General features: G+C 45.2%; 25 protein-coding genes and 2 tRNA genes. 24 read left to right on the forward strand and 3 right to left on the reverse strand.

All coding sequences use genetic code 11. The features are described 5' to 3' along the window. Nucleotides 1–64: 64 nt before the first annotated feature. The gene (gene folD, locus EL144_RS01020; protein ID WP_005702916.1) at nt 65–922 is read right to left on the reverse strand and encodes a bifunctional methylenetetrahydrofolate dehydrogenase/methenyltetrahydrofolate cyclohydrolase FolD; all 858 of its coding nucleotides are present in this window, start codon (nt 920–922) and stop codon (nt 65–67) included. Nucleotides 923–1081: 159 nt separating this feature from the next. Here folD and EL144_RS01025 point away from each other — a divergent pair. Continuing rightward, nucleotides 1082–1158: transfer RNA gene (locus EL144_RS01025), tRNA-Pro, on the forward strand. Between the two features lie 33 nt (nt 1159–1191). Beyond that, nucleotides 1192–1268: transfer RNA gene (locus tag EL144_RS01030), tRNA-Arg, on the forward strand. Between the two features lie 212 nt (nt 1269–1480). Here the strand turns inward: EL144_RS01030 and asd are convergent. Continuing rightward, nucleotides 1481–2590: an aspartate-semialdehyde dehydrogenase gene (asd, locus tag EL144_RS01035; RefSeq protein WP_005702917.1), complete on the reverse strand. Its 1110-nt coding sequence runs from the start codon at nt 2588–2590 to the stop codon at nt 1481–1483. Nucleotides 2591–2819: 229 nt separating this feature from the next. On the opposite strand from asd, the gene dapF reads away from it, so the two are divergent. Genes dapF through yigB form a run of 3 tightly spaced genes read left to right on the forward strand, consistent with a single transcriptional unit; the run spans nt 2820 to nt 5266 of the window. Then, nucleotides 2820–3644: a diaminopimelate epimerase gene (dapF, locus tag EL144_RS01040; protein WP_005702918.1), complete on the forward strand. Its 825-nt coding sequence runs from the start codon at nt 2820–2822 to the stop codon at nt 3642–3644. Nucleotides 3645–3653: 9 nt separating this feature from the next. After that, nucleotides 3654–4541, forward strand: a complete 888-nt coding sequence (gene xerC / locus EL144_RS01045) for a tyrosine recombinase XerC (protein ID WP_005702919.1) — start codon at nt 3654–3656, stop codon at nt 4539–4541. 11 nt (nt 4542–4552) lie between these two features. Further along, nucleotides 4553–5266, forward strand: coding sequence for a 5-amino-6-(5-phospho-D-ribitylamino)uracil phosphatase YigB (gene yigB, locus EL144_RS01050; RefSeq protein WP_005702920.1), 714 nt, complete (start codon nt 4553–4555; stop codon nt 5264–5266). 78 nt (nt 5267–5344) lie between these two features. Here yigB and EL144_RS01055 read toward each other — a convergent pair whose 3' ends face one another. Continuing rightward, nucleotides 5345–5770: a hypothetical protein gene (locus EL144_RS01055; RefSeq protein ID WP_005702169.1), complete on the reverse strand. Its 426-nt coding sequence runs from the start codon at nt 5768–5770 to the stop codon at nt 5345–5347. Between the two features lie 186 nt (nt 5771–5956). Here EL144_RS01055 and EL144_RS01060 point away from each other — a divergent pair, with 186 nt between their 5' ends. From EL144_RS01060 to EL144_RS01150, 19 genes are all read left to right on the forward strand, one after another. Further along, entirely contained in the window at nt 5957–6373 is a 417-nt protein-coding gene (locus EL144_RS01060; protein ID WP_005702922.1) for a hypothetical protein, read from the forward strand. Nucleotides 6374–6379: 6 nt separating this feature from the next. Next, nucleotides 6380–7123, forward strand: a complete 744-nt coding sequence (locus EL144_RS01065) for a beta-ketoacyl synthase chain length factor (protein WP_005702924.1) — start codon at nt 6380–6382, stop codon at nt 7121–7123. Next, entirely contained in the window at nt 7108–7872 is a 765-nt protein-coding gene (locus EL144_RS01070; protein WP_005702926.1) for a lysophospholipid acyltransferase family protein, read from the forward strand. The genes EL144_RS01065 and EL144_RS01070 overlap by 16 nt, the downstream gene beginning before the upstream one ends. Nucleotide 7873: 1 nt before the next feature. Further along, entirely contained in the window at nt 7874–8137 is a 264-nt protein-coding gene (locus tag EL144_RS01075; protein WP_005702927.1) for a phosphopantetheine-binding protein, read from the forward strand. Nucleotide 8138: 1 nt separating this feature from the next. Then, a complete protein-coding gene (locus tag EL144_RS01080) occupies nt 8139–8390 on the forward strand; it encodes an acyl carrier protein (protein WP_005702928.1) in 252 nt (83 codons plus the stop codon). Beyond that, nucleotides 8387–10066, forward strand: a complete 1680-nt coding sequence (locus tag EL144_RS01085; protein ID WP_032994748.1) for an AMP-binding protein — start codon at nt 8387–8389, stop codon at nt 10064–10066. Before EL144_RS01080 ends, EL144_RS01085 begins: the two co-directional genes overlap by 4 nt. A 25-nt stretch (nt 10067–10091) precedes the next feature. Then, on the forward strand, nt 10092–10637 hold the full coding sequence (locus EL144_RS01090; protein ID WP_005702930.1) for a COG4648 family protein: 546 nt from the start codon (nt 10092–10094) through the stop codon (nt 10635–10637). Between the two features lie 17 nt (nt 10638–10654). Then, nucleotides 10655–11980 carry an AMP-binding protein gene (locus EL144_RS01095; RefSeq protein ID WP_032994766.1) on the forward strand — a complete coding sequence of 442 codons (1326 nt, stop codon included), beginning with the start codon at nt 10655–10657 and terminating at the stop codon, nt 11978–11980. Then, a complete protein-coding gene (locus EL144_RS01100; RefSeq protein ID WP_005702932.1) occupies nt 11977–12699 on the forward strand; it encodes a glycosyltransferase family 2 protein in 723 nt (240 codons plus the stop codon). Before EL144_RS01095 ends, EL144_RS01100 begins: the two co-directional genes overlap by 4 nt. Then, on the forward strand, nt 12696–13622 hold the full coding sequence (locus EL144_RS01105) for an LpxL/LpxP family acyltransferase (protein WP_005702933.1): 927 nt from the start codon (nt 12696–12698) through the stop codon (nt 13620–13622). Before EL144_RS01100 ends, EL144_RS01105 begins: the two co-directional genes overlap by 4 nt. After that, the gene (locus EL144_RS01110; RefSeq protein WP_005702154.1) at nt 13619–14068 is read left to right on the forward strand and encodes an acyl-CoA thioesterase; all 450 of its coding nucleotides are present in this window, start codon (nt 13619–13621) and stop codon (nt 14066–14068) included. Before EL144_RS01105 ends, EL144_RS01110 begins: the two co-directional genes overlap by 4 nt. Further along, nucleotides 14061–14645: a LolA family protein gene (locus EL144_RS01115; RefSeq protein WP_005702934.1), complete on the forward strand. Its 585-nt coding sequence runs from the start codon at nt 14061–14063 to the stop codon at nt 14643–14645. Before EL144_RS01110 ends, EL144_RS01115 begins: the two co-directional genes overlap by 8 nt. 6 nt (nt 14646–14651) lie before the next feature. After that, nucleotides 14652–16937 (forward strand): MMPL family transporter, encoded by a 2286-nt coding sequence (locus EL144_RS01120; protein ID WP_005702936.1) that lies wholly within the window; start codon nt 14652–14654, stop codon nt 16935–16937. Beyond that, entirely contained in the window at nt 16934–18169 is a 1236-nt protein-coding gene (locus EL144_RS01125) for an NAD(P)/FAD-dependent oxidoreductase (RefSeq protein ID WP_050332642.1), read from the forward strand. The genes EL144_RS01120 and EL144_RS01125 overlap by 4 nt, the downstream gene beginning before the upstream one ends. Before the next feature lie 16 nt (nt 18170–18185). Next, entirely contained in the window at nt 18186–18665 is a 480-nt protein-coding gene (locus tag EL144_RS01130) for a hypothetical protein (protein WP_032994768.1), read from the forward strand. 8 nt (nt 18666–18673) lie between these two features. After that, nucleotides 18674–19897, forward strand: a complete 1224-nt coding sequence (locus EL144_RS01135; RefSeq protein WP_005702939.1) for a beta-ketoacyl-ACP synthase — start codon at nt 18674–18676, stop codon at nt 19895–19897. Continuing rightward, entirely contained in the window at nt 19890–20333 is a 444-nt protein-coding gene (locus EL144_RS01140; protein ID WP_005702940.1) for an ApeP family dehydratase, read from the forward strand. The genes EL144_RS01135 and EL144_RS01140 overlap by 8 nt, the downstream gene beginning before the upstream one ends. Before the next feature lie 45 nt (nt 20334–20378). Beyond that, nucleotides 20379–21107 carry a 3-oxoacyl-ACP reductase FabG gene (gene fabG / locus EL144_RS01145; protein WP_005702941.1) on the forward strand — a complete coding sequence of 243 codons (729 nt, stop codon included), beginning with the start codon at nt 20379–20381 and terminating at the stop codon, nt 21105–21107. A 64-nt stretch (nt 21108–21171) separates the two neighbouring features. Beyond that, on the forward strand, nt 21172–22416 hold the full coding sequence (locus EL144_RS01150) for a beta-ketoacyl-ACP synthase (RefSeq protein WP_032994751.1): 1245 nt from the start codon (nt 21172–21174) through the stop codon (nt 22414–22416). The last annotated feature ends 55 nt before the right edge of the window (nt 22417–22471 follow it).

A 22471-nucleotide genomic window follows, 5' to 3' on the forward strand; every position in this document is an offset into this window, starting at 1 on the left:
CCTTGAGTCAAATCAAGGGCTTTTTTGTAAATCCAAAAAAACGTTGTTTTTTATGACCGCACTTTTACACTAAATTTTCGTGTTTTTCATAAGCGGAAAGGGTATTTTGCATCAACATTGCCACCGTCATCGGGCCAACGCCACCCGGCACCGGCGTAATATAAGCCGCGCGCTCGACTGCAATCTCAAATTCCACATCACCAACCAGTTTGCCATCAATGCGGTTAATGCCCACATCCACCACCACGGCACCTTCTTTTATCCATTCACCCTTAATAAATTTCGGCTTGCCCACAGCAACGACTAAAATATCTGCCTGACGAATATGACTTGCTAAATCCTCGGTGAAACGGTGTGTCACCGTGACGGTACAACCAGCCAACAATAATTCGAGCGCCATTGGACGACCGACGATATTGGAAGCCCCCACAATTACCGCATGTTTGCCATAAAAAGAAATACCGGTGGTTTCCAATAATTTCATCACACCGTAAGGGGTACAGGCGCGCAATGTCGGAATACGTTGACATAAACGTCCGACATTATAGGGGTGAAAGCCATCCACATCTTTTTCCGGTGAAATTTTTTCAATCACTTTGGTACTATCAATGTGTTTTGGCAACGGCAACTGAACCAAAATGCCATCGACCGTATTATCTTGATTCAACTCCTCAATGAGTTCCAACAATGCCTGCTCTGTAGTAGTTTCCGGCAAGTCGTAAGATTTTGACGTGATGCCGATTTCAGTACAACTTTTACGTTTGCTAGCGACATACACTTGCGAGGCAGGATCGGCGCCCACCAGAATCACCGCTAATCCCGGCGCTCGTTTCCCTCGTTCGACATACTGTGAAACCTGTTGAGCGACATTAGACTTTATTTGATTGGATAACTGAGTTCCTGAAATAATTTGTGCGGTCATTAGCATCTCCGATGAGAAAGAAAATACAAACGTTTGCTATTTTGTCAGAAAACCATATTTTATGTAAGCCGAATTGCGATAAATTTAGACGATTAATGGCAAAATAAAAAAAACTTATTGACTGAATATGAAAGAAAACTATAATGCTACATATCTTTTCGGCGAGTAGCGCAGCTTGGTAGCGCAACTGGTTTGGGACCAGTGGGTCGTAGGTTCAAATCCTATCTCGCCGACCACTCTATCTACTTCTTTAATACTCCTTTTACAACGCGCCCTTAGCTCAGCTGGATAGAGCAACGCCCTTCTAAGGCGTGGGTCAAAGGTTCGAATCCTTTAGGGCGTGCCATTAAACCTCATTTTGAGCAGACTTCCCATTAAAGTGCGGTCATAAAAAACAACGTTTTGAATGTTATCTTTACTCCTCCCTCGTAACCGGAAAAATAAATCATATGAGTGAGTTATGAGTAATTCTTTTAAATATTTTTCTTTTTTAACGCTATGAGCAAAAAATAAGGGCTGTTTGAAACAGCCCTTTGTATTCTTATGTCATGAATATGCCTAAACCAACTGCACCAAAATACGACGAATCGGTTCTGCCGCGCCCCATAACAATTGGTCACCCACGGTAAACGCCGCTAAATATTCAGGTCCCATATTGAGCTTACGTAAACGGCCGACCGGAACGCTTAATGTGCCGGTAACTTTGGTTGGCGTTAACTCGCGTAATGTGGTTTCTTTGTCGTTCGGAATCACTTTCACCCATTCATTGTGAGACGCTAAAATTTGCTCGATTTCCGCTAACGGAATATCACGTTTTAATTTAATGGTGAAGGCTTGGCTGTGGCAACGTAAAGCACCGATACGTACACACAAGCCGTCTACCGGAATCGGGTTGTCGCTTAAGCCAAGAATTTTGTTGGTTTCTGCGTAACCTTTCCACTCTTCTTTGGTTTGTCCGTTTTCCCAAAGTTTATCAATCCATGGAATCAAGCTGCCGGCCAATGGTGCACCGAAGTTATCAATTGGGAAATCGCTGTCACGCATTTTTGCCGTAACGGCGCGCTCAATGTCTAAAATGGAAGAATGCGGTTGTGCCAATAACTCTTTGACTTCACCATTCAGCTCGCCCATTTGTACCAACAACTCACGCATATTTTTAGCGCCTGCACCACTCGCAGCTTGGTAAGTCGCTACTGAGATCCATTCTACTAAATCCTGTTTAAATAGGCCGCCTAACGCCATTAACATCAAGCTCACCGTACAGTTACCGCCCACATAGGTTTTCACGCCGTTTTTCAAGCCTTCGCTAATCACGTGTTGGTTTACCGGGTCTAATACGATGATGGCGTCTTTTTCCATACGCAATGCAGACGCTGCATCCACCCAATAGCCATCCCAACCGGCCGCTTTTAATTTTGGATACACTTCGTTGGTGTAATCACCGCCTTGGCAAGTGACAATAATGTCTAACTTCTTCAACTCGTTAATATCAAACGCGTCTTTCAACGTGCCTGCGTCTTTGCCGGCAAATGTCGGCGCCGCCTGACCTGCTTGAGAAGTGGTAAAGAAAACCGGATTGATGTTCGCAAAATTATTTTCTTGCTGCATACGTTCCATTAAAACGGAACCCACCATTCCGCGCCAACCGATAAAACCAACGTTTTTCATAAGTGTGTCCTTTAATTAGATATGATTTGAGAAATGTGAGGATTTAATTAATAGCAAGAGATCGCGCCCAAAAGCAAGTGTTTTTCCGATATTTTTTTCATTTTTAAAAATAATTGAAAAATCGACCGCACTTTTTTTAAATACCTTCTGCCGACCACATGAATGGGACCACACGAAAATGACACCTTATGTGTTATAATTCAACTAAATTCATTAACTAAGGACAACTATGCAATTTTCCAAAATGCACGGGCTGGGCAATGATTTTATGGTGGTGGATGCGGTCACGCAGAATGTTTATTTTCCCACAGAAACCATCAAACGCTTGGCAGATCGTCATCGTGGTATTGGTTTTGATCAGCTGTTGGTGGTGGAACCGCCTTATGATCCCGAACTGGATTTTCATTATCGTATTTTTAATGCGGACGGTAGTGAAGTGGCGCAATGCGGTAACGGCGCGCGTTGCTTTGCCCGTTTTGTCACATTAAAAGGCTTAACCAATAAAAAAGACATCGCCGTGAGCACGCAAAAAGGCAAGATGGTACTTAGCGTGAAAGAGGATGGCAATGTGCGGGTGAATATGGGCGAACCTGTTTGGGAGCCGAACAAAATTCCATTTACTGCCAATAAATTCGAGAAAAATTATATTTTGCGCACGACGGTGCAAACTGTGTTGTGTGGCGCAGTGTCTATGGGCAATCCGCATTGCGTGGTACAGGTGGAAGACATTCAGACCGCCAATGTGCAACAACTCGGCCCCTTGTTGGAAAACCACGAACGCTTCCCGGAACGGGTCAATGCAGGATTTATGCAAGTGGTAAACCGCAAACACATTAAGTTACGTGTGTATGAGCGCGGCGCAGGTGAAACCCAAGCGTGCGGAAGCGGTGCTTGTGCGGCTGTCGCGGTAGGCATTATGCAAGGCGTATTGGACAACGAAGTACAGGTGGATTTGCCCGGCGGTAGTTTAACCATTGAATGGCAAGGCGAAGGTCATCCGCTTTACATGACGGGTAGCGCCACTCACGTTTACGACGGTGTGATTTATTTATAAGAATTCGCCATGCAAAACGCACTACAGAGATATTGGACTTATCTGAAAATTGAACGCCAAGTCAGCCCGCATACGTTAAGCAACTATCGGCGTCAGTTAGTACGTGTTATCGAAATTTTACAGCATGCCGGCATTCAACAATGGCAACAAGTCACGCCAAGTGTAGTTCGTTTTGTAATAGCACAAAGCCACAAAGACGGCTTACATGAAAAAAGTTTGGCGCTACGCCTGTCTGCATTACGACGGTTTTTAAGTTATTTGGTGCAACTTGGAGAACTGAAAGTCAACCCGGCCACCGGTATTTCCGCGCCGAAACAAGCCAAGCATTTACCGAAAAATATTGACACCGAGCAAGTGCAACAGCTACTTGCCAACGACAGCAAAGAGCCCATCGATATTCGCGATCGTGCCATCATTGAATTACTGTATAGCTCAGGCTTGCGTTTATCGGAATTACAAGGGCTAAACCTCAACAGTATTAACATCCGTGTGCGTGAGGTGCGGGTGATTGGTAAAGGCAACAAAGAACGGGTGGTACCGCTGGGACGTTACGCCTCCCACGCCATTCAACAATGGCTCAAAGTGCGGTTATTATTTAATCCGAAAGATGAGGCGCTATTTGTCAGCCAGTTAGGTAATCGTATGTCGCATCGTGCTATTCAAATGCGCTTGGAAACCTGGGGCATTCGGCAAGGATTAAATAGCCATTTGAACCCGCATAAACTGCGCCATTCTTTTGCCACTCATATGTTGGAAGCCAGCTCCGATTTGCGTGCGGTGCAAGAATTATTAGGTCATAGCAATCTGTCCACCACGCAAATTTATACCCACCTGAATTTCCAACATTTGGCGGAAGTTTATGACTCTGCCCACCCACGAGCAAAACGTAAAAAATAAGGAAAAACGCGATGATTTTCTACCGCACTTTAATGCCCTTTCAGGTGATGAGTTTTGATCTCGACGACACGCTATATGACAACACACAAGTGATTGCCAACGCGGAAGCCGAATTTATTCGGTTTGTGCAGACCCATGGCGGCATAACGGATTTTGATCAAGAATCATGGTGCGTTTGGAAACAACATACCGCAAAGCAAGATCCGTTGTTACAGGAAGATGTGACCTTGTGGCGAACGCAAAGTTTACAGGCGCTATTGGCTACGCGGCAAAAAAGTGCGGTGGAAATTTCCGATATTTCTTCGCAGGCAATGAAATATTTTTTACATTGGCGTCATCAAATAACCGTACCGACACAAAGTCTTGAGATTCTGAAACGGCTTAAACAACGTTATAAATTAGTTGCCATTACCAACGGCAATGTGGATCCGACGCGTATCGGGCTCGATCATTTCGATGTCATTCTCCGTGGCGGCGAACATGGACGAGCCAAGCCCCACACTGATTTATTCAGCCAAACTGCCTGTTATTTTAATATTCCGACGCATCAGATTTTGCATGTTGGCGATAACCTTATCACCGATGTTCAAGGCGCCATGCAGGCCGGTTGCCAATCGGTATGGTTAAATTCAAGCGAAAAATCCATTTATCAATTTAATGAGGCACGTATTTTACCCACAATAGAAATGGCGGATTTGGTAGGGTTATTAGCGTTATACGCTTAAAAGTGCGGTGGATTTTAAAAATGTTTTTTAGCAGAGAAGGCATAGTTTGAGCTATGCCTTTCTAATTTGAAAACTGGATTATCTAACAATATCCCCTTTTAATGCTACGCCACCGATAAGATGCCCGGCATGGCATTCATATTGGCTGGTGCTTTTGAAGGTATTTTTCTTGTAATAACTCACGATATTCCCCACTTTGGTAGCGCCGGAGGCTTCGGCTTTTTCTTGTAATTGTTTCACTGCAGACAAGAAAGCGCGTTGGCAAGCTTTTTCATCAGATTTATTGGCGGCGTTAGTTTTCTTGTTGGTCACAGCATTAGCGGTGATCACTTTGCCTGGTGCCGGTTTACCGAAATAAAGTTTTACTTTCGGGCTCACCACGCCTTTCGCCTCAGGGGAATTTAATGCGCTTTGAATATCTAAGTGGTGAACGGTATCTCGCGGCGCGCAAGCGGCAATAAAGACACAAGCTACGGCAACACTAAATTTAGTCATCAATTTCATAAACATCTCCTTTGATAGTGAAAAAATAACAGAATCTAGCTAAGTATAGCACTTTTATTTTATATACAAATGAATATATGGCTTTTCTTGTGGTACGGTAATTGCTTTCATACAATAGCCTAGGTAAAATTGGGCGAATTTTTTTATCTTTATCATTTTCTTTTTTAACCTAATTCTAGGAATTCAATGAAAAAATTATATTTAACTCTCAGTATTGCTGCATTTAGCTTGGTTGGTTGTTCTTCCGGCGTTTCAGATCTTAGACCGGTAGGAAACGGTTACAACATTAAACACCTTTGCTTGAAAGGCAACACATACAGTGCGCCGGATGATTTCATCGATGCATTAACCAAAAGCCTAAAAAAGAAGAATATTTCTGCACAATTGGTAAAAGATAAAAGAACCTGTGAGCGTATTTTATTTTTTACGGTCAAAGGGAATAGTCAAATTATCGCTAGAGCAAAATTAGACTTGCGTGATGCCGCGAGTAAGCAATCTTTAGGTTTCTTATCTTATAAACGTCGCGGCGATGAAAAAGATCGTGTTGATCAAGTTGGTTTACAAGGCCAAACGGATTTAATGATTAATCAATTATTTCAATAATTCATAATGACTCAAACTATTTGTCAATTTTCATTTAATGTCAGCTGTTGGAATATCGTTTGTAATAAAACATTAAGTGAGCATGATTGGAAATTAGGCTATCAACATTGGCAACAAAATTGCACAAATTTTGCCGATTTTGCGCCTAAACTTGAATTTTTACCGCCACTTAAACGCCGTCGTTTAAGTGATTCAGCCCGTTTGATTTTTGAAGCGGCTTGGACGTTGGTTGATGAACAATCCAATTTACCGGTGGTTTATGCCTCAGCAAATAGTGAGATTAATCGTAATTTTAGCTTATGGTATTCACTTTTAACGGAAGGCGATGTTTCTCCGACATCTTTTAGCTTATCGGTACATAATGCGTTAATCGGGCAATGGTCGGAATTGCGTAAGGTAACGGCGGAAACCACTGCATTAATGGCCAATAAAGATAATTTGGAAATCGCATTACTGGAAGCCTATTTATTACTCAAAGAAGGCGCCGAACGCGTATTGGTCATTGTTGCCGAATCGCCTTTAGAACAGAGTTATGATGTGCAACCCGTAGTACGTCAGCCGTTCAGTTATGCCTTAGCACTGGTTATGGAAACCGGCGAGCAATATCAACTCAGTTTTTGTGCCCAACCGCCGGAAGGTGAAGCCGTTGTTGATACGGCATTAGAGTGGGTAAAAAATCAGTATCTCAACCAGGCTAAATGGTGCACACCAAATAGTACCGGAGGATCTTGGTCATGGCAAAAAAACTAAATTGGTTGCGTCGTTTTTTGAGCACAGCCATTGGTTTTTTATTTTGGGGTGTTGCCGGCACATTACTGCAGTTGGTGTTATATCCTTATGCGCGACATCACCAAACCAATAGTCTACAAACCCAATTGAAAATACGCCGTTTTGTCGGTCGAATTTGGTATTATTTTATTCGTTATCTGTCTTTTGGCGGCGTGTTGGAAGTCAGTTATAAAGGCTTTGAGAAACTCGGCAGACCAGGGCAATTAATTTTACCGAACCACCCGTCTTTGTTGGATGTGGTATTAATTTTAGGCCAAAGCCCAAGCCTAAATTGCATTGTGAAAAAAGATTTGCTCAACAACCCTACCATGCGCAATCAAATTTTGGCATGCGGTTTTTTACCGAATACGGAATCAGTAGAATTACTGGAACAAAGTGACGAGGTGCTGAAAGAACAAGCTTTATTATTATTTGCCGAAGGTACCCGTACCGGTTGGGACGGTGTGGTGAAATTAAACCGTGGCGCGGTATCCATTGGGTTACGTAGTGCCCGTGTAATTACCCCGGTCATTATTCGCATGAATCCGCTCAGTTTAAAGAAAGGACATCCGTGGTATAAAATCCCGAAAAAACGCATTCAATATGAACTCATCGTCGGTGAAGACATTCATCCGCAAGATTGGCTACAAGAACAATCTATCCCAATGGCTTCACGCAGATTAACCAAATACTTGGAAGATTATTTTAATACACATACAAAGGACAACTAAAATGGAACTGGAACAACAACTTAAACAATTAATCATTGACAGCCTTGCGTTAGAAGACATCAGTGTTGAAGATATTGAAAATGACACCGCACTTTTTGGTGACGATGGCTTAGGTTTAGACTCCGTTGATGCTCTCGAGCTTGGTCTGGCTGTACAAAAAACCTTTGGTTTGCAATTAGATAGCGAGCAAACCCAATTGCGCGATCATTTTGAAAGCGTCACCTCCTTAGCCAAATTTATTCGAGCGCAAAAAGGCGAGGCATAATATGACCGAACAAGAAATCCGCGATCTCCTCAGCGAAGCGTTGGAATCTTTATTTGAAATTGAACCGGAAAGAATTAAGCCGGAAACCAATCTCTATGAAGAATTGGAAATTGATAGTATTGATGCTATTGATCTTATCGATCACATCAAACGCAAAACAGGTCACAAGCTACAGGCAGAAGATTTCCGCAATGTTCGAACGGTGGATGATGTAGTGAAAGCCGTGCTGAAAATGAGTCAAAATACACAATAATGTCTAAATATACCGCCAATAGTTTAATTGCCCACGATCCGCAATGGCGTTATGTGGATTTTGAACAAAAAGCACACCAAATTTCCGCCGAGCTACAACAACGCCAAGTTCGTGCCATTGCCGTTTGGCTGGAAGACGGAGCCAAATTGGCCTGTACCCTGTTAGGGGCTTGGAATGCCGACGTTCGAGTGCTCTTCCCGCCGAATTTTACTTCTGAAAGTGTCGAATGGGTGAATAGTAATGCCGATCTTTGGCTCACGGACAGTAAAATAAACCAACCTTCCGCCGAAGATTTCGAGCATTTCGGTGCACAGCAAGAGGTGCAAAAACATCCGCAAAATCGACCGCTCTTTGATTATACCAATCAAACGGAAATCTGGTTAAAAACCTCCGGTAGCACCGGCGAAGCTAAGACTATTATCAAAACTGCCGAGCAAATGTGGCTTGGCGCCGAAGCGCTTACTATTGCCCTTCCTTTACGTGCCGGTAATGATATTACCGCCCTTAGCACCGTTAGCATTCAGCATATTTACGGCTTAACCGTGCACATCATGATGTCTTTGGTCAACGGTTGGCAAATCGGTCGCAAGCAACAGTTTTATCCGGAATGCATCATCGCCGAAGCGCAAAAGGCCGAACAGGTTGTGGTGGTCAGTAGCCCCGCCATGTTGACGCGGATTGATTGGTTTAACACAACAATGCCCAAAAGCCTTGCGGGCGTAATTTCCTCCGGCGGAGCCTTGCCGGAAGAGACCTCCGAACAAATGCGCAAGCTGTTACAACAGCCGGTAATTGAAATTTACGGCAGTACGGAGACCGGCCCAATCGCCATTCGTGACAATATTCATTTATGGCAAACCCTGCCGAACAGCCAATTAGGCAGTGACGAACATGGTGCCTTATGGATTGAAGGGGTATGGCTTTCCCATCGTGAACAAACAGCAGATGTGGTGGAATTCACCGATGGCGGTTTTCGTCTGCTCGGACGCAGTGACCGCATCGTAAAAATCGGCGACAAACGTACATCGTTGGCCGGCATTGAAGGTAAATTAATGCAACATCCGTGGGTGGATGATTGCTATATTGCCCAACACCCCAAGCAAGCCCGTTTGGCCGCATGGGTGGGATTAACCGCTCAAGGTATCGACGCTTTGCGAGGACATGGACGACGTTATTTGGTGGAACAACTGAAAACGCACTTATCGGCAACCCAAGACAAGACGGCCATTCCACGTTTTTGGCGCTTTACCGACAAATTACCGCGCAACAGCCAATCTAAAATAAATAAGCTGGAATTTAACCGCACTTGTCTTGAGCCACAACGCGATCCTATTTGGTTTACACAACAACAAAATGAACATCATTATCACGCCACAGGCAAAGTACCGTTAGATTTGATTTACCTTAAAGATCATTTTGCAAATTTCCCGTTAGTCCCGGGGGTCATTGAATTGCAATGGATTAACGAAAAAACCAATGAATTTTTAGCGCAAGATGTGGGATTTTGTCGTATTGATAAACTCAAATTCCAGAAATTTTTACGTCCGAATGATGAGTTTGAACTGAACTTAACGCTTAACGGACAAGGGGATAAAGTGACTTTCCAGCTCAAAGTGGAAGGTGAAATTTGTTGTAGCGGCGTAGCTGTTTTAAACGATGTTCAATCGTTCAAATAATCTTCAATACTGCCGGTAAAAGACCATGATTAACGTGTTCATCAACCTCTTATTAACCTTAACCGGCATTGCCTACCCCATTATTTGGCTGTTTGCCGACAACCAACAAATGTTGTTTCATTTGCCTTGGATCATGGCCGTGCTTTGGGCGGTCAAAGGCTGTTTTCAACAACAAGGGCAACGTTATTTTGCGTGGTCAATGGCATTGATTTTGGCGGTGGTAGCATTCACCCGCTCCATTGAAACCATGTTTTGGTATCCAATCATTATTAACGGTTTAATGCTGTCTTTGTTCGGTAGCAGTTTATGGAGCGAACAAACCGTGGTGGAACGCCTCGCCCGCTTACAGACACCGGATTTAAATGAAGCCGGCGTGCGTTACACACGCAAAGTTACCCAACTTTGGTGTGGCGTATTTATTGTCAACATTCTCATTACCGGCATGGCTATTTGGCTGAAATATTACGATTTTTGGGCACTCTACACCGGTGTAATTTCTTATTGCGTTATCGGTGTCGTCATGGCGGGCGAGTGGTTGGTTCGTCAAAAAGTTAAGCAACATTATGAATAAACATGATGGATAAACCCATGAATGATTCTATGCACAAGCTAAGAGAAACAACAACGCTCATCGCGCGTCATCCCAATTGGCAATGGCAGGATTTCATTGCCCGCGCATGGCAAATTGCGGCACAGTTAAGACAAGATAATGTCTGCACGGTGGCATTTTGGTTTGAAGATGCCGCACTGTTCGCCTGCACCATGTTGGCCTGTTTTCATGCCGGCGTGCGCATTTTGTTACCGCCGAATTTACTGGAAGAAAATCAGCAATGGATCGCAGAAAATGCCGATTTTCTGTTTGATGATCCCCAATTTGCGCACTATGGCGTCACGCAAAAACATCCTGAAAATCCACCGCACTTTGCTTGCCATGCGCAAACGGAAATATGGTTAAAAACCTCAGGCAGCAGTGGACAGCCAAAAATCTTGGTAAAAACCGCGGCGCAAATGTGGCTTGAAGCGGACGCTATCCGCCAATCACTCCCTTTTTCCACCGGCAATCACATTCACTTAGTGTCCAGTGTTTCTGCGCAACATCATTATGGATTGTCTTATCGCATTATGTTGCCGTTGACCATGGGCTGGACCATTGCCCGCAGACAATTACCCTACCCCGAACATTTAATTGAAGAAAGTCTCTCCGCGCCCTCAGTGGTGTGGATCAGCAGCCCGGCCTTATTAACCCGATTAAATTTAAACGCGCCCAAATTAGCCCAATGTCCTTTTGCCGGGATTATTTCTTCCGGAGGTGTCTTACCTGTTGATGTTGGCAATGCCATACGTAAACAATTACAAACTCACGTCATCGAATGTTATGGCAGCACGGAAACCGGCGCGATTGCCTTTCGTGAAGATGACGGCTTATGGCAACCAACGCCGCTCACACAAGTGGGATTGAACGAAGAAGGCGCCCTATGGGTGGAATCCGCATGGTTAAACCAACGGGAACAAACCGCTGACGCCGCCGAATTGGCAAACGGCAAATTCAATTTACTGGGACGTATTGATCGCATTGTGAAATTTGGCGACAAACGCATTTCACTGGTTAAAATCGAACAAGATTTACTGCGACATCCTTGGCTGGTGGATTGCTATGTGGCACAACATCCCAAACACGCCCGGCCGGCGGCTTGGGTGGCATTAAATACCGACGGTATTCAGGCCTATAAGACATTGGGACGCAATGAATTGGTCAACCGCTTGCGCCATTTTCTTATGCAAAGCCAAGAAAATTCCGCTTTGCCGCGCTTCTGGCGCTTTACCGACGAACTGCCACGCAATAGCCAATCGAAAATCGGCAAACGGGATTTTGAACAGGTTTTTTTAACGCAAAAAGAGGAACATTTCGCATGAATCAGGTCATCGCCATTATTCCTCATTACAACCACTCGGACACTATCGGCAATGTGGTAGAACAATTGCTTGCGCTAGAATTACCGGTGCTGATTGTAGATGATGGTTCTTCTGCCGAACATGTGGCCGTGTTAAAAAAATTAGAAAATCCACCGAAAGTTATCGTACATTATTGTCCGCAAAACAGTGGCAAGGGTGCTGCCATGAAAGTGGGCTTTACCCAGGCCTTCAACATGGGGTTCACGCACGCTATTCAAGTAGACGCCGACGGGCAACATCATCTGCCCGATATTCAACAAATGTTACTGGAAATGCAAAAAAATCCGACCGCACTTATTTGTGGCAGCCCTATTTATGGCGAAGACGCTCCGAAAGCCCGCTTATACGGACGCAAAATCACCGATTTTTGGAACGCTATTCACACCCTTTCCACCGACATCAAAGATGGAATGTGTGGATTCCGCTTATATCCGTTAGCGGCAATGTTGCTATTAATGCAACAGGAAACATTAGGCAATCGCATGGAATTTGATATTGATATTTTAGTGAAATCCCACTGGCACCAAATTCCTTTGGTTTGGGTGCCAACACCGGTACGTTATACACCGGACGGCGTGTCACATTTTCGCGGTTTTGCCGACAATTGGGCGATCAGCAAAATGCATACCCGCCTCTTTTTCGGTATGTTGGCACGGGTATTGACGGGACGTAAAGTATGACTTCACAACATTGGGCTCAACAACATGAACGGGGCAGTAAATTTTTCCTTAATTTAACCCGTTTAATCGTGCAGTATTGTCCTCTGTGGTTAATTCGTCTCATTACGTTTATTGTAGTGAGTTATTTTTTTCTCACCTCAAGAAAAGCCCGTCGAAATATTGTCCGCTACCAACAACGCTTACAACAAACCTTCCCGCACATAAAATTGCCGCGTTATGCCTTGTTTCGCCATTTTTTGGCGTTTGGTGAAGCGATTACCGACCGTTTTGCCGTATGGCAGAAAAAAATTCGTTACCCCGATCTCGTGTTAGATGACACGGATAACGTCTATCAAGCCATTCGTTCCCAAGGCCGTGGTCAGATTTTAGTTTGTTCCCATTTTGGTAATATTGAAATTTGTCGTGCCTTGGTGGACAGCGGACATCACGGTAACTTTCGGCTAAATATTTTAGTACATAATCGCCACGCGCAAGCCTTTAATGAAACCTTGGAAAAAGCCGGTGCCACCTCATTGCCATTAATTCAGGTGGAAGATTTAGATGCGCAAAAAATGCTGGAATTACATGACCGTATCGAACGGGGAGAATGGATTGCCATCGCGGCGGATCGTATTCCGGTGCACGGCGACAAAACCCAAAAGATTCATTTTTTAGGTGCACCAGCAGAATTTCCGCAAGGCGCGTGGTTGATGGCAAGCATACTAAAAACGCCGATTAATACGGTGTTCTGCTTAAAAAAATGGGGTGATTACCACTTAAAATTGCGGCATTTTTCTGCCCCAATTGAAGGCCGTGGCAAACAACGTGCAGAAAATATTGAAGCGGCCATGCAACGCTATGCGGATTTATTGGCGAAAGAATGTGAAGAAAATCCGCTTTATTGGTTTAACTTTTACGATTTTTGGGAAGACGATTCAAAATGAAAAAACACATTTATTGCCACCACGCTTCCGACTATGAAATCCAGTTTTTTGACGTGGATTCCATGAATATCATGTGGCATGGACATTACGTGAAATACTTGGAAATGGCACGCTGTGCATTTTTAGACGAAATTCATTACACCTACGATGTGATGAAAGAAAAAGGCTACGGTTGGCCGGTTGTGCAGTTAAATTTGAAGTATGTCAAACCAACCATTTTCCGTCAGAAAATCCGCGTAGAATTGTTCTTGGTAGAATACGAGAGTTGTATTCGTATTGATTATGTTATTCGTGATGTGGAAACCAAACAAAAACTCACCAGCGGCAGTACCACTCAAGTGGCTGTGGAAATTAAAAGCGGCGAAATGCAACTACAAACTCCGCCTTGCTGGCGAAGTGCGGTGGAAAATCACCCTAGTTTTCAAGCGGAGAAAAGCCATGCGTAAAGCCTTACTTCTTGTTTTGTTATTGCTTAGCCCGCTCACCTTTGCCTTTTCCGAGGGTGAATTGATCACGTTGTTGCAAACGCCTAAAAACGTGCAAGGCGATTTTACCCAACAACGTTTCCTGAAATCCTTAACCAAGCCTATTACCACCCAAGGCAAGTTCACACTTTTGGCGCAAAAAGGCTTGTTATGGCAAATGGAAAAACCTTTTGCCAATCAATTACGGGTGAAAAAAGACGGCATTATGCAATGGGACGGAAAACAATGGGTCGCCAATGGGAAAATGGGACAAGCGGAACAAATTTCGCTGTTTTTAGGCTTGTTATCAGGTGATATTTCTGGGCTAAAATCACAATTTGATATGACGCTCGGCGGTAATGCACAACATTGGCATTTAACCTTAACGCCAAGTTCGCTATTAATGAAACAGATTTTTACCGACATTCAAATTCAAGGCGATAATGTCGTGAAAACCATTGTGTTAAACGAAAAACAGGGCGATAAAACCCACATTCAGTTTGACCGCATTCAACAAAATCAACCCTTGTCCGCCATGGCACAATCCGCCCTTGAATAAAAAACGATGAAAAAAATCACCGCACTTTCCTGTCTATACGCCCTATTTTTAATCACCACCTTGGTGACGCTGGGTTATTTGGTCAAGAAAGGCGATTGGTTACAAACCGACTTGCGCGCGCTGTTGCCGCAAGAACAAGGTTGGACAGACTTACAAATCCAAGTGGATCAACATCAAGAAGCATTGCTTAATCAACAAGTCATTGTGCTTATTGGCCATCAAGATCCGCAAACTGCGTTTCAACTTAATGAGGACATCGCACAGCAATGGCGGCAAAGCGGCTTGTTCACGCAAGTGAACGACAAAATGCAACCGAATCTGACAACGTTGCGTGAAGAAATCAAACAATTACGCCTTGCCACCTTGCCACAAGGGATTCGTCAACAATTACTGAATAATCCACAAACCTATTTTCAGCACTATGCCGAACAAATTACCAACCCGTTTGCTCAAACCAATTTACTGTCTTTAGAACAAGACTGGTTGGGCTTCGGCCGATTTGTGTTAGCGCAGGCGCAATCCCAAAGCCGGGTTCAATGGAATGCGGAAAACGGCATGCTGTATATTGTCGAAAAAGAGAAAACATGGGTTTTGCTACGTGGCGTATTGGCACAGGGCAGTTTGATCAATCCATCGTTAAAACTGACCGCACTTTTAACGGAAAATCGTAAGCAAGTTAACGCGGACGGCGGGCAAATGTTAGCCACTGGGGCCACCCTGTTTGCCGCTCAAGCTAAAATGAAAGCCGAACGGGAAAGTACCTTAATGAGCCTGCTCGGTGTCAGCCTCACCTTATTATTGCTGCTGACAACCTTCCGAACGCTACGCGTGTTATGGCTCTTTCTGCCGATTGTGGCGGGGATGCTAAGTGGTGTCACCGCAACGGTGCTGGCATTTGGGCAAATTCATATTTTAACCATCGTCATCGGCACCAGTTTAATCGGTGTACTCATTGATTTTCCGCTACACTGGCTCTCCTCTTCCCTTTCAAACCTGCAGTGGAATGGCGTTCAGGCGATGAAGAAATTACGTTTTACTTTTCTGATTAGCCTATTTGTGACGCTCTTGGGCTATGGTCTGCTCGGCTTTACCGCACTTCCGGTGTTAAAACAGACCGCACTTTTCTCCGCTATTGCCCTGATCGCGGCCATGTTGGCGACCCTATTATTTCTACCGTCGCGCTTTCGTCGTTACCAAGCCAAACCGCTGCCCTCCCGCCCTAAAGTGCGGTCATTTTTCGAGACGTTTTTACAACGGAAAATCGGACTGTTGCCATCAGCGTTATTACTACTGTTGATTGCCGGCGGGTTGTATCAATCCAAATGGCAAGACGATATTCGTGAATGGGTTTCCATCCCGCAAAGCATGCTTAACGAAGCCAAACAAATCGGAGACTTAACCGGTATTGATTTGGGTAATCGTTATTTCTTGGTAATCGCCGATAATGATGATGAATTATTAGCCAAAGAAGACGCGCTCACGCAAAAATTAGTAGAACAAAAAATCCCCTATCGAGCCCTATCCCAATGGATTATGTCACCAACGCAACAAGCGCAATTTCTGCAAGCACTTACCACACATTTGAGGCTGCAAGATTATGCGATTTTAGAGGACATCGGCGTGCCACCGGAGCGTATTCAAACAGCACTCACCGACCTAGCCCGTGCCTCACCGTTACAGATCTCCACCGCATTACAAACACAAGTCGGGCAAGCATGGCAAACGCTGTATTTAGGTAATATGAACGGCAAAGTGGCCGGTGTGGTGCAGGTAAGCGGCTCAGCAACCCAATCCTTAGCGCATTTTGCCAATCAACAGGATATTTTCTGGCAGGATAAACGGGCGCATTTGAATCAGGCCTTCCAAGCCACCCGAGATCAGGCGGCTTGGTTAAAAGTGCTCTCATTCTTGTTTGCCGGGATCTTGTTATGGCGTTTCTTCGGTGCCAAAAATACCTTAAAAATGTTGTTGCCGCCCTTGTGCGCCATTGTGACAACGGTGGCAGTCTTCGGTTGGTTCGGTTGGCCAATCAGCTTATTTACCATGTTCGGCCTGTTGTTGGTTTCTGCCATCGGCATTGATTACACCGCCTATATGCAAACTGCAAATGAGCCTTTATACGGTAAGTACATTGCGGTATTATTGGTAGCAACAACCACGCTTATTTCATTTGTCTTATTAGGCTTAAGTTCAACACCTGCGGTGGCCTCATTCGGGTTGAGCGTGAGTATTGGCGTGTTACTGAGCGTAATTATGACTTTTAAAATGCTACGTTATGGAGAATCAAAATGAATCAATTTGATGTTGTGATTATTGGCGCAGGGCCATCCGGTTCCGTTGCCGCATCCTTATTGCATAAACAAGGCGTCAAGGTTTGTGTATTAGAAAAACAACATTTCCCGCGTTTTGTCATCGGTGAAAGCCTGTTGCCTTATTGTATGGATATTTTAGCGGAAGCAGACTTAGTTGACGCCGTCAATGCCGAGAAAACCTTCCAATTTAAAAACGGTGCTGCCTTCACTTGGGGCAATCGTTACACTTATTTTGATTTCACCGATAAATTCACTGCCGGTCCGGGCACGACTTACCAAGTTCGTCGCGGTATTTTTGATAAAATTTTAATTGATGAAACAGCCAAAAAAGGCGTAGAAGTCCGTTTCGGCCATGAAGTGCTCAGTTTAGATAATTCGGGGGAAACCGCCGTATTAAAAGCCCGTGGCGAAGACGGTGAAGAGTATCATTTATCCGCCCGCTTTGTATTGGACGCCAGTGGTTATGGCCGCGTATTGCCGCGTTTATTGGACTTAGAAACACCGTCCAGTCTCCCTACCCGTGTCGCCCGTTTCACACATATTGATGACAATATCAATGCTCCTGACTTTGACCGAAATAAGATTCTGATCACGACACACCCGACACACCGTGATGTGTGGTTATGGTTGATTCCATTTGCCGACAACCGTTGCTCTATCGGTGTGGTGGGTTTGCCGGAAACCTTAGATGGCGATAATGAAACCATATTGAAAAAATTCGCGTTGGAATGCCCGATGTTAAAACGCATTTTGGCTAACGCCAATTGGGAAAATGATTTCCCATATCGTCAGATTCAAGGTTATTCCGCAAACGTAAAAGCGTTATACGGCAAACATTTTGCCTTGTTGGGCAACGCCGCCGAATTCCTTGACCCGGTATTTTCCTCCGGCGTGACCATCGCCTTACATTCGGCCCGTTTGGCGTCGCGTATTATTCCACGCCAACTCAAAGGCGAAACGGTGGATTGGCAAACAGAATTTAGCGAACCGTTAATGGTTGGCGTGAACGCCTTCCGCACTTATGTAAACGGTTGGTATGACAATTCTTTCCAAGATGTGATTTATGCACGTAATCCGGAACCTAAAATTCGTCAAATGTTGTCGTCTATTTTGGCGGGCTATGCGTGGGATACGGAAAATCCATTTGTGGCGAAATCCACCCCCCGCTTAAACGCGCTAGCAGAAATTTGTGGCACCGCTACGCAAGATTAAAGGTTAGGCTCTGATGATGAAATATGTCTTGCTGTTGTGTTGTTTAGTGCTTACTGCCTGCACGTCGTTGCCGACGGTCAAACACTTGCCGCCACAGCAACAAAACATTCGGGTGTTTAAAGTGGAACAGTTAAACGCCCAACATCAACTCCAACAAGCCAGCCTATTAACCTTACAAACGGAACCGCAACAATGGCGTTGGGTACAAACGGATCCTCTGGGAGCCCCTTTGGCGCGGGTGATTTTAACCACGCAAGGATGGCAAAATGACGGTTTTGTCATGCCCAACCAACAAGCCAAACTGCTTTTTTCTGCGCTATCCACGGCGTTAAACCCAAACCATGCACTATTTACATTTAGCGCAATTAATCCCGTGGCAAACGGCACCGATTATTTTATTCAAAATAAGAAAGTCTGGCAGATCAGACAATTATCCAACACGATTAAAATTGACTTAGCCGATCAAAGCCATTGGCGAATCGAAGAATTAAATTAAAGGGAAAAATGACCGCACTTTATTTAACCAAACCGGCCATTCTCAGCAGTTTAGGAGAAGGCATTGAACGGCATATTCAGCATTTATTGGCAGCTGAGGCTTCACCGCTCGCGCCTTCCGATCAAGCATTCACCCATTATCACATGGCGGGCAAACAACGCGTATTCGGCGAGGTAAACACAACATTACGCCCGTTCCCACAAGATTTGCCAAGCCTGCACGCCAGCCGTAATAATCAGCTGCTTTGGCATTGTTTGGCACAAATTGAACCGCAAATTGAACAGGCAATCGCACGCTTTGGTCGTCAACGCATTGCCGTGGTTATCGGCACATCCACCACCGGCGTAGATGAAAATATCCCGGTGTTTCAGTACGCCGTTGGACATCAAGACTGGAAAGGCGCGCCATTCAAACAGCAACAGCAATATTTTTCCGCGCCGGCCGATTTTGTCGCCTATCAATATGGCTTACAAGGTTTAACATACGGCATTTCCACTGCTTGCACCTCCGGCGCCAAAGCCTTAATCAGCGCAGCACGCTTGTTAAACGCCGAGTTATGTGATGCCGTGATTTGTGGCGGTGTTGATGCACTTTCACCGCTCACCATCAGTGGCTTCGGGGCATTATCCGTATTGTCCGACAAACGCTCGAATCCGCTTTCTGCCAATCGCGATGGCATTAATTTAGGCGAAGGCGCCGCGGTCTTTATCATGAGCCGTGACAAATTAACGGATGACAATATCGCCCTCTTGGGTTACGGTGCCAGCAGTGACGCTTATCATATGTCCTCGCCGCATCCTGAAGGCAAAGGCGCCATTGCGGCTTTCCAAGACGCATTAAACTCCGCCCGATTAAGTGCTGCACAAATCGGTTGGATTAATTTACACGGGACCGGCACGGTACATAATGACCAAATGGAAAGTCTCGCGGTACATCAAGTATTTGGTGATAATACGCCTTGTACGACCACCAAACCTTATACCGGCCACACACTTGGTGCGGCAGGTGCAGTCGAAGCTGCCATTTTATGGGGCACCATCGATCGCAAGTTAAACCCTAACGGCAAGTTGCCGGCGCAATTGTGGGATCAACAACGGGATGACACCTTGCCTTTGATCAACATCACCGATGCCCAAAGCCGTTGGCAAACCACACCACGCATTGGCGCTAGCAGCTCTTTTGCTTTCGGCGGCAACAACACCGTGTTGATTTTAGGAGAACGAGATGATTGATTTAACGTGCCCAATCACCGACATCGCTCCGCTGGTTCCCCATAGCGGAAAAATGATTTTGTTGGATCGCGTCGTTGATTTCGACGATGACTTTCTGGTGGCGGAAGCCGAAATTCGTGACGACAATATCTTGTTAAAAGAAAACAAATTACCCGCATTTTTAGGTGCTGAAATCATGGCGCAAGGGGTTGCTGCTTGGGCCGGTTGTAAATGCGTTCGTGCCGGCAAACCGATTAGTTTGGGATATTGGATTGGCTCCCGCAAACTTAGCATTCATCAAACCGATATTGCCGTGGGCAGCAAGTTATGCATTCAAATAAAGCTCTCCATTGAAGATGCCACCGGCTTCGGGGTATTTGATTGTCAACTGATTGACCAAGCCAACCAACAAGTGATTGTGGAAGGCGCACTCAATGTCTTTAGACCACAAGTTTAAATTCATTGAAAAAAACCACCGCACTTTGAAATTCAGGAACAAAAAATGAGTGAAACCGTTTTAATTACAGGATCCAGCAGAGGCATCGGTAAAGCTATTGCCTTGCGCTTGGCACAATCAGGCTTTGACATTGTGGTACATTGCCGTAGCCGCGTTGACGAAGCCGAATCGGTGGCACAAGCCGTGCGCAAACTGGGACAACAGGCCCGCGTATTACAATTTGACGTCAGCAACCGCGCTGAGGTGGCTGCCATCTTAACCGCAGATGTCGAAACAAACGGTGCTTATTATGGCGTTGTATTAAATGCCGGATTAACCCGTGACAACGCCTTTCCGGCGCTTACCGACGAGGATTGGGATCAGGTATTACGCACCAATTTAGACGGATTTTATAATGTGCTTCACCCGATTATGATGCCGATGATCCGCCGTCGCAAAGCGGGGCGCATTGTGTGTATTACTTCTGTCTCCGGCTTAATCGGTAATCGTGGGCAAGTGAATTATAGTGCTTCCAAAGCAGGATTAATCGGCGCGGCAAAAGCCTTAGCGGTGGAATTAGCCAAACGTAAAATCACCGTAAACTGCGTAGCGCCGGGTTTAATTGATACAGATATTTTGGATGAAAATGTACCGATTGAAGAAATCTTAAAAATGATCCCGGCAGGCCGTATGGGCGATCCGGAAGAAGTCGCACACGCCGTTAATTTCCTAATGGACGAAAAAGCCGGCTACATTACCCGCCAAGTGATTGCGGTCAATGGCGGGCTGTGTTAAGGATATTTTTATCGTGTAAGCGCAAGCAATTACGCTATCACTAAGCAAACCAAGAGAATCAAATATGAAACGAGTCGTGATCACAGGTATTGGCGCGATTACCGCCTTCGGTAAAGAATGGTCGGAAGTGAAAGCCGCCTTCCAACGCAAGCAAAATGCGGTACAGGCAAAAACCGAATGGGCAGAACGTTACCCTGAATTGGGTGCCAATTTGGGCGCGGAAATTCATGGCTATCACCCGCCAAAGCACTGGAATCGCAAACAATTACGCAGTCTGGGACGCGTCTCTCAATTCGCAGTCGAAGCCGCTGAGCGCGCCTTGGCAGATGCCAATTTGTTGGATGAAAAGGGTGAAATTCAGGCTTATTTAAAAGACGGCAGAATGGGCGTTGCTTGTGGCTCCTCTACCGGTTCTACCAATGACGTCAGAGATGCGGCCGAGTTATTAATGACCGGAAAATCCGACGGTTTCAATGCCAACACCTATGTGCGCATGATGCCCCACACGACTGCCGCCAATATTGGTATTTTCTTTGGTTTAACCGGGCGTATTATCCCCACTTCAAGTGCTTGTTCATCCGGTAGCCAAGGCATTGGCTATGCTTATGAAGCCATCAAACACGGTTTAATTCCGATGATGCTGGCCGGCGGTGCCGAAGAATTTTGCCCGTCGGAAGTGTATGTATTCGATTCACTCTATGCCGCCAGCCGTAATAATGCCAACCCAAGCCAAACTCCTCGACCATACGACAAAGATCGCGATGGTTTGGTTATCGGTGAAGGTGCGGGTATTTTTGTATTAGAAGAATTAGAACATGCCCTTGCCCGCGGCGCGAAGATCATTGCAGAAATCGTGGGCTACGGCGCCAACAGCGATGGAGCTCACGTCACCCGCCCGCAAAAAGATACGATGCAACGCTGTATGGAATTAGCGTTAAAAGACGCCGGGTTATCACCAAACCAAATCGGTTATGTGGATGGTCACGGCACCGCGACCGAACAAGGTGATATTGCCGAAACCCAAGCGACCGAAGCCGTCTTCGGTCATGTACCGTTAAGCTCGCAAAAAAGCTATTTAGGTCATACGCTAGGCGCGTGCGGTGCGTTAGAATCTTGGTTTGCTATTGAAATGATGCGTGACGGCTGGTTCGCACCGACCTTAAATTTAGATAATATTGATGAACGTTGTGGCAAGTTGGATTATATCTGTGGTGATGGTCGCCACATTCAAACCCAGTATGTCATGAACAATAATTTTGCCTTCGGCGGCGTCAATACCTCATTGATTTTTAAACGTTGGGAAGATTAATACATAAAAAAATGCAGCGATCAGGCTGCATTTTTTATGCGTAAAAACGTTTGAA

The sequence above is a fragment of the Aggregatibacter aphrophilus ATCC 33389 genome, assembly GCF_900636915.1.
In the GTDB taxonomy this organism is placed as follows: domain Bacteria; phylum Pseudomonadota; class Gammaproteobacteria; order Enterobacterales; family Pasteurellaceae; genus Aggregatibacter; species Aggregatibacter aphrophilus.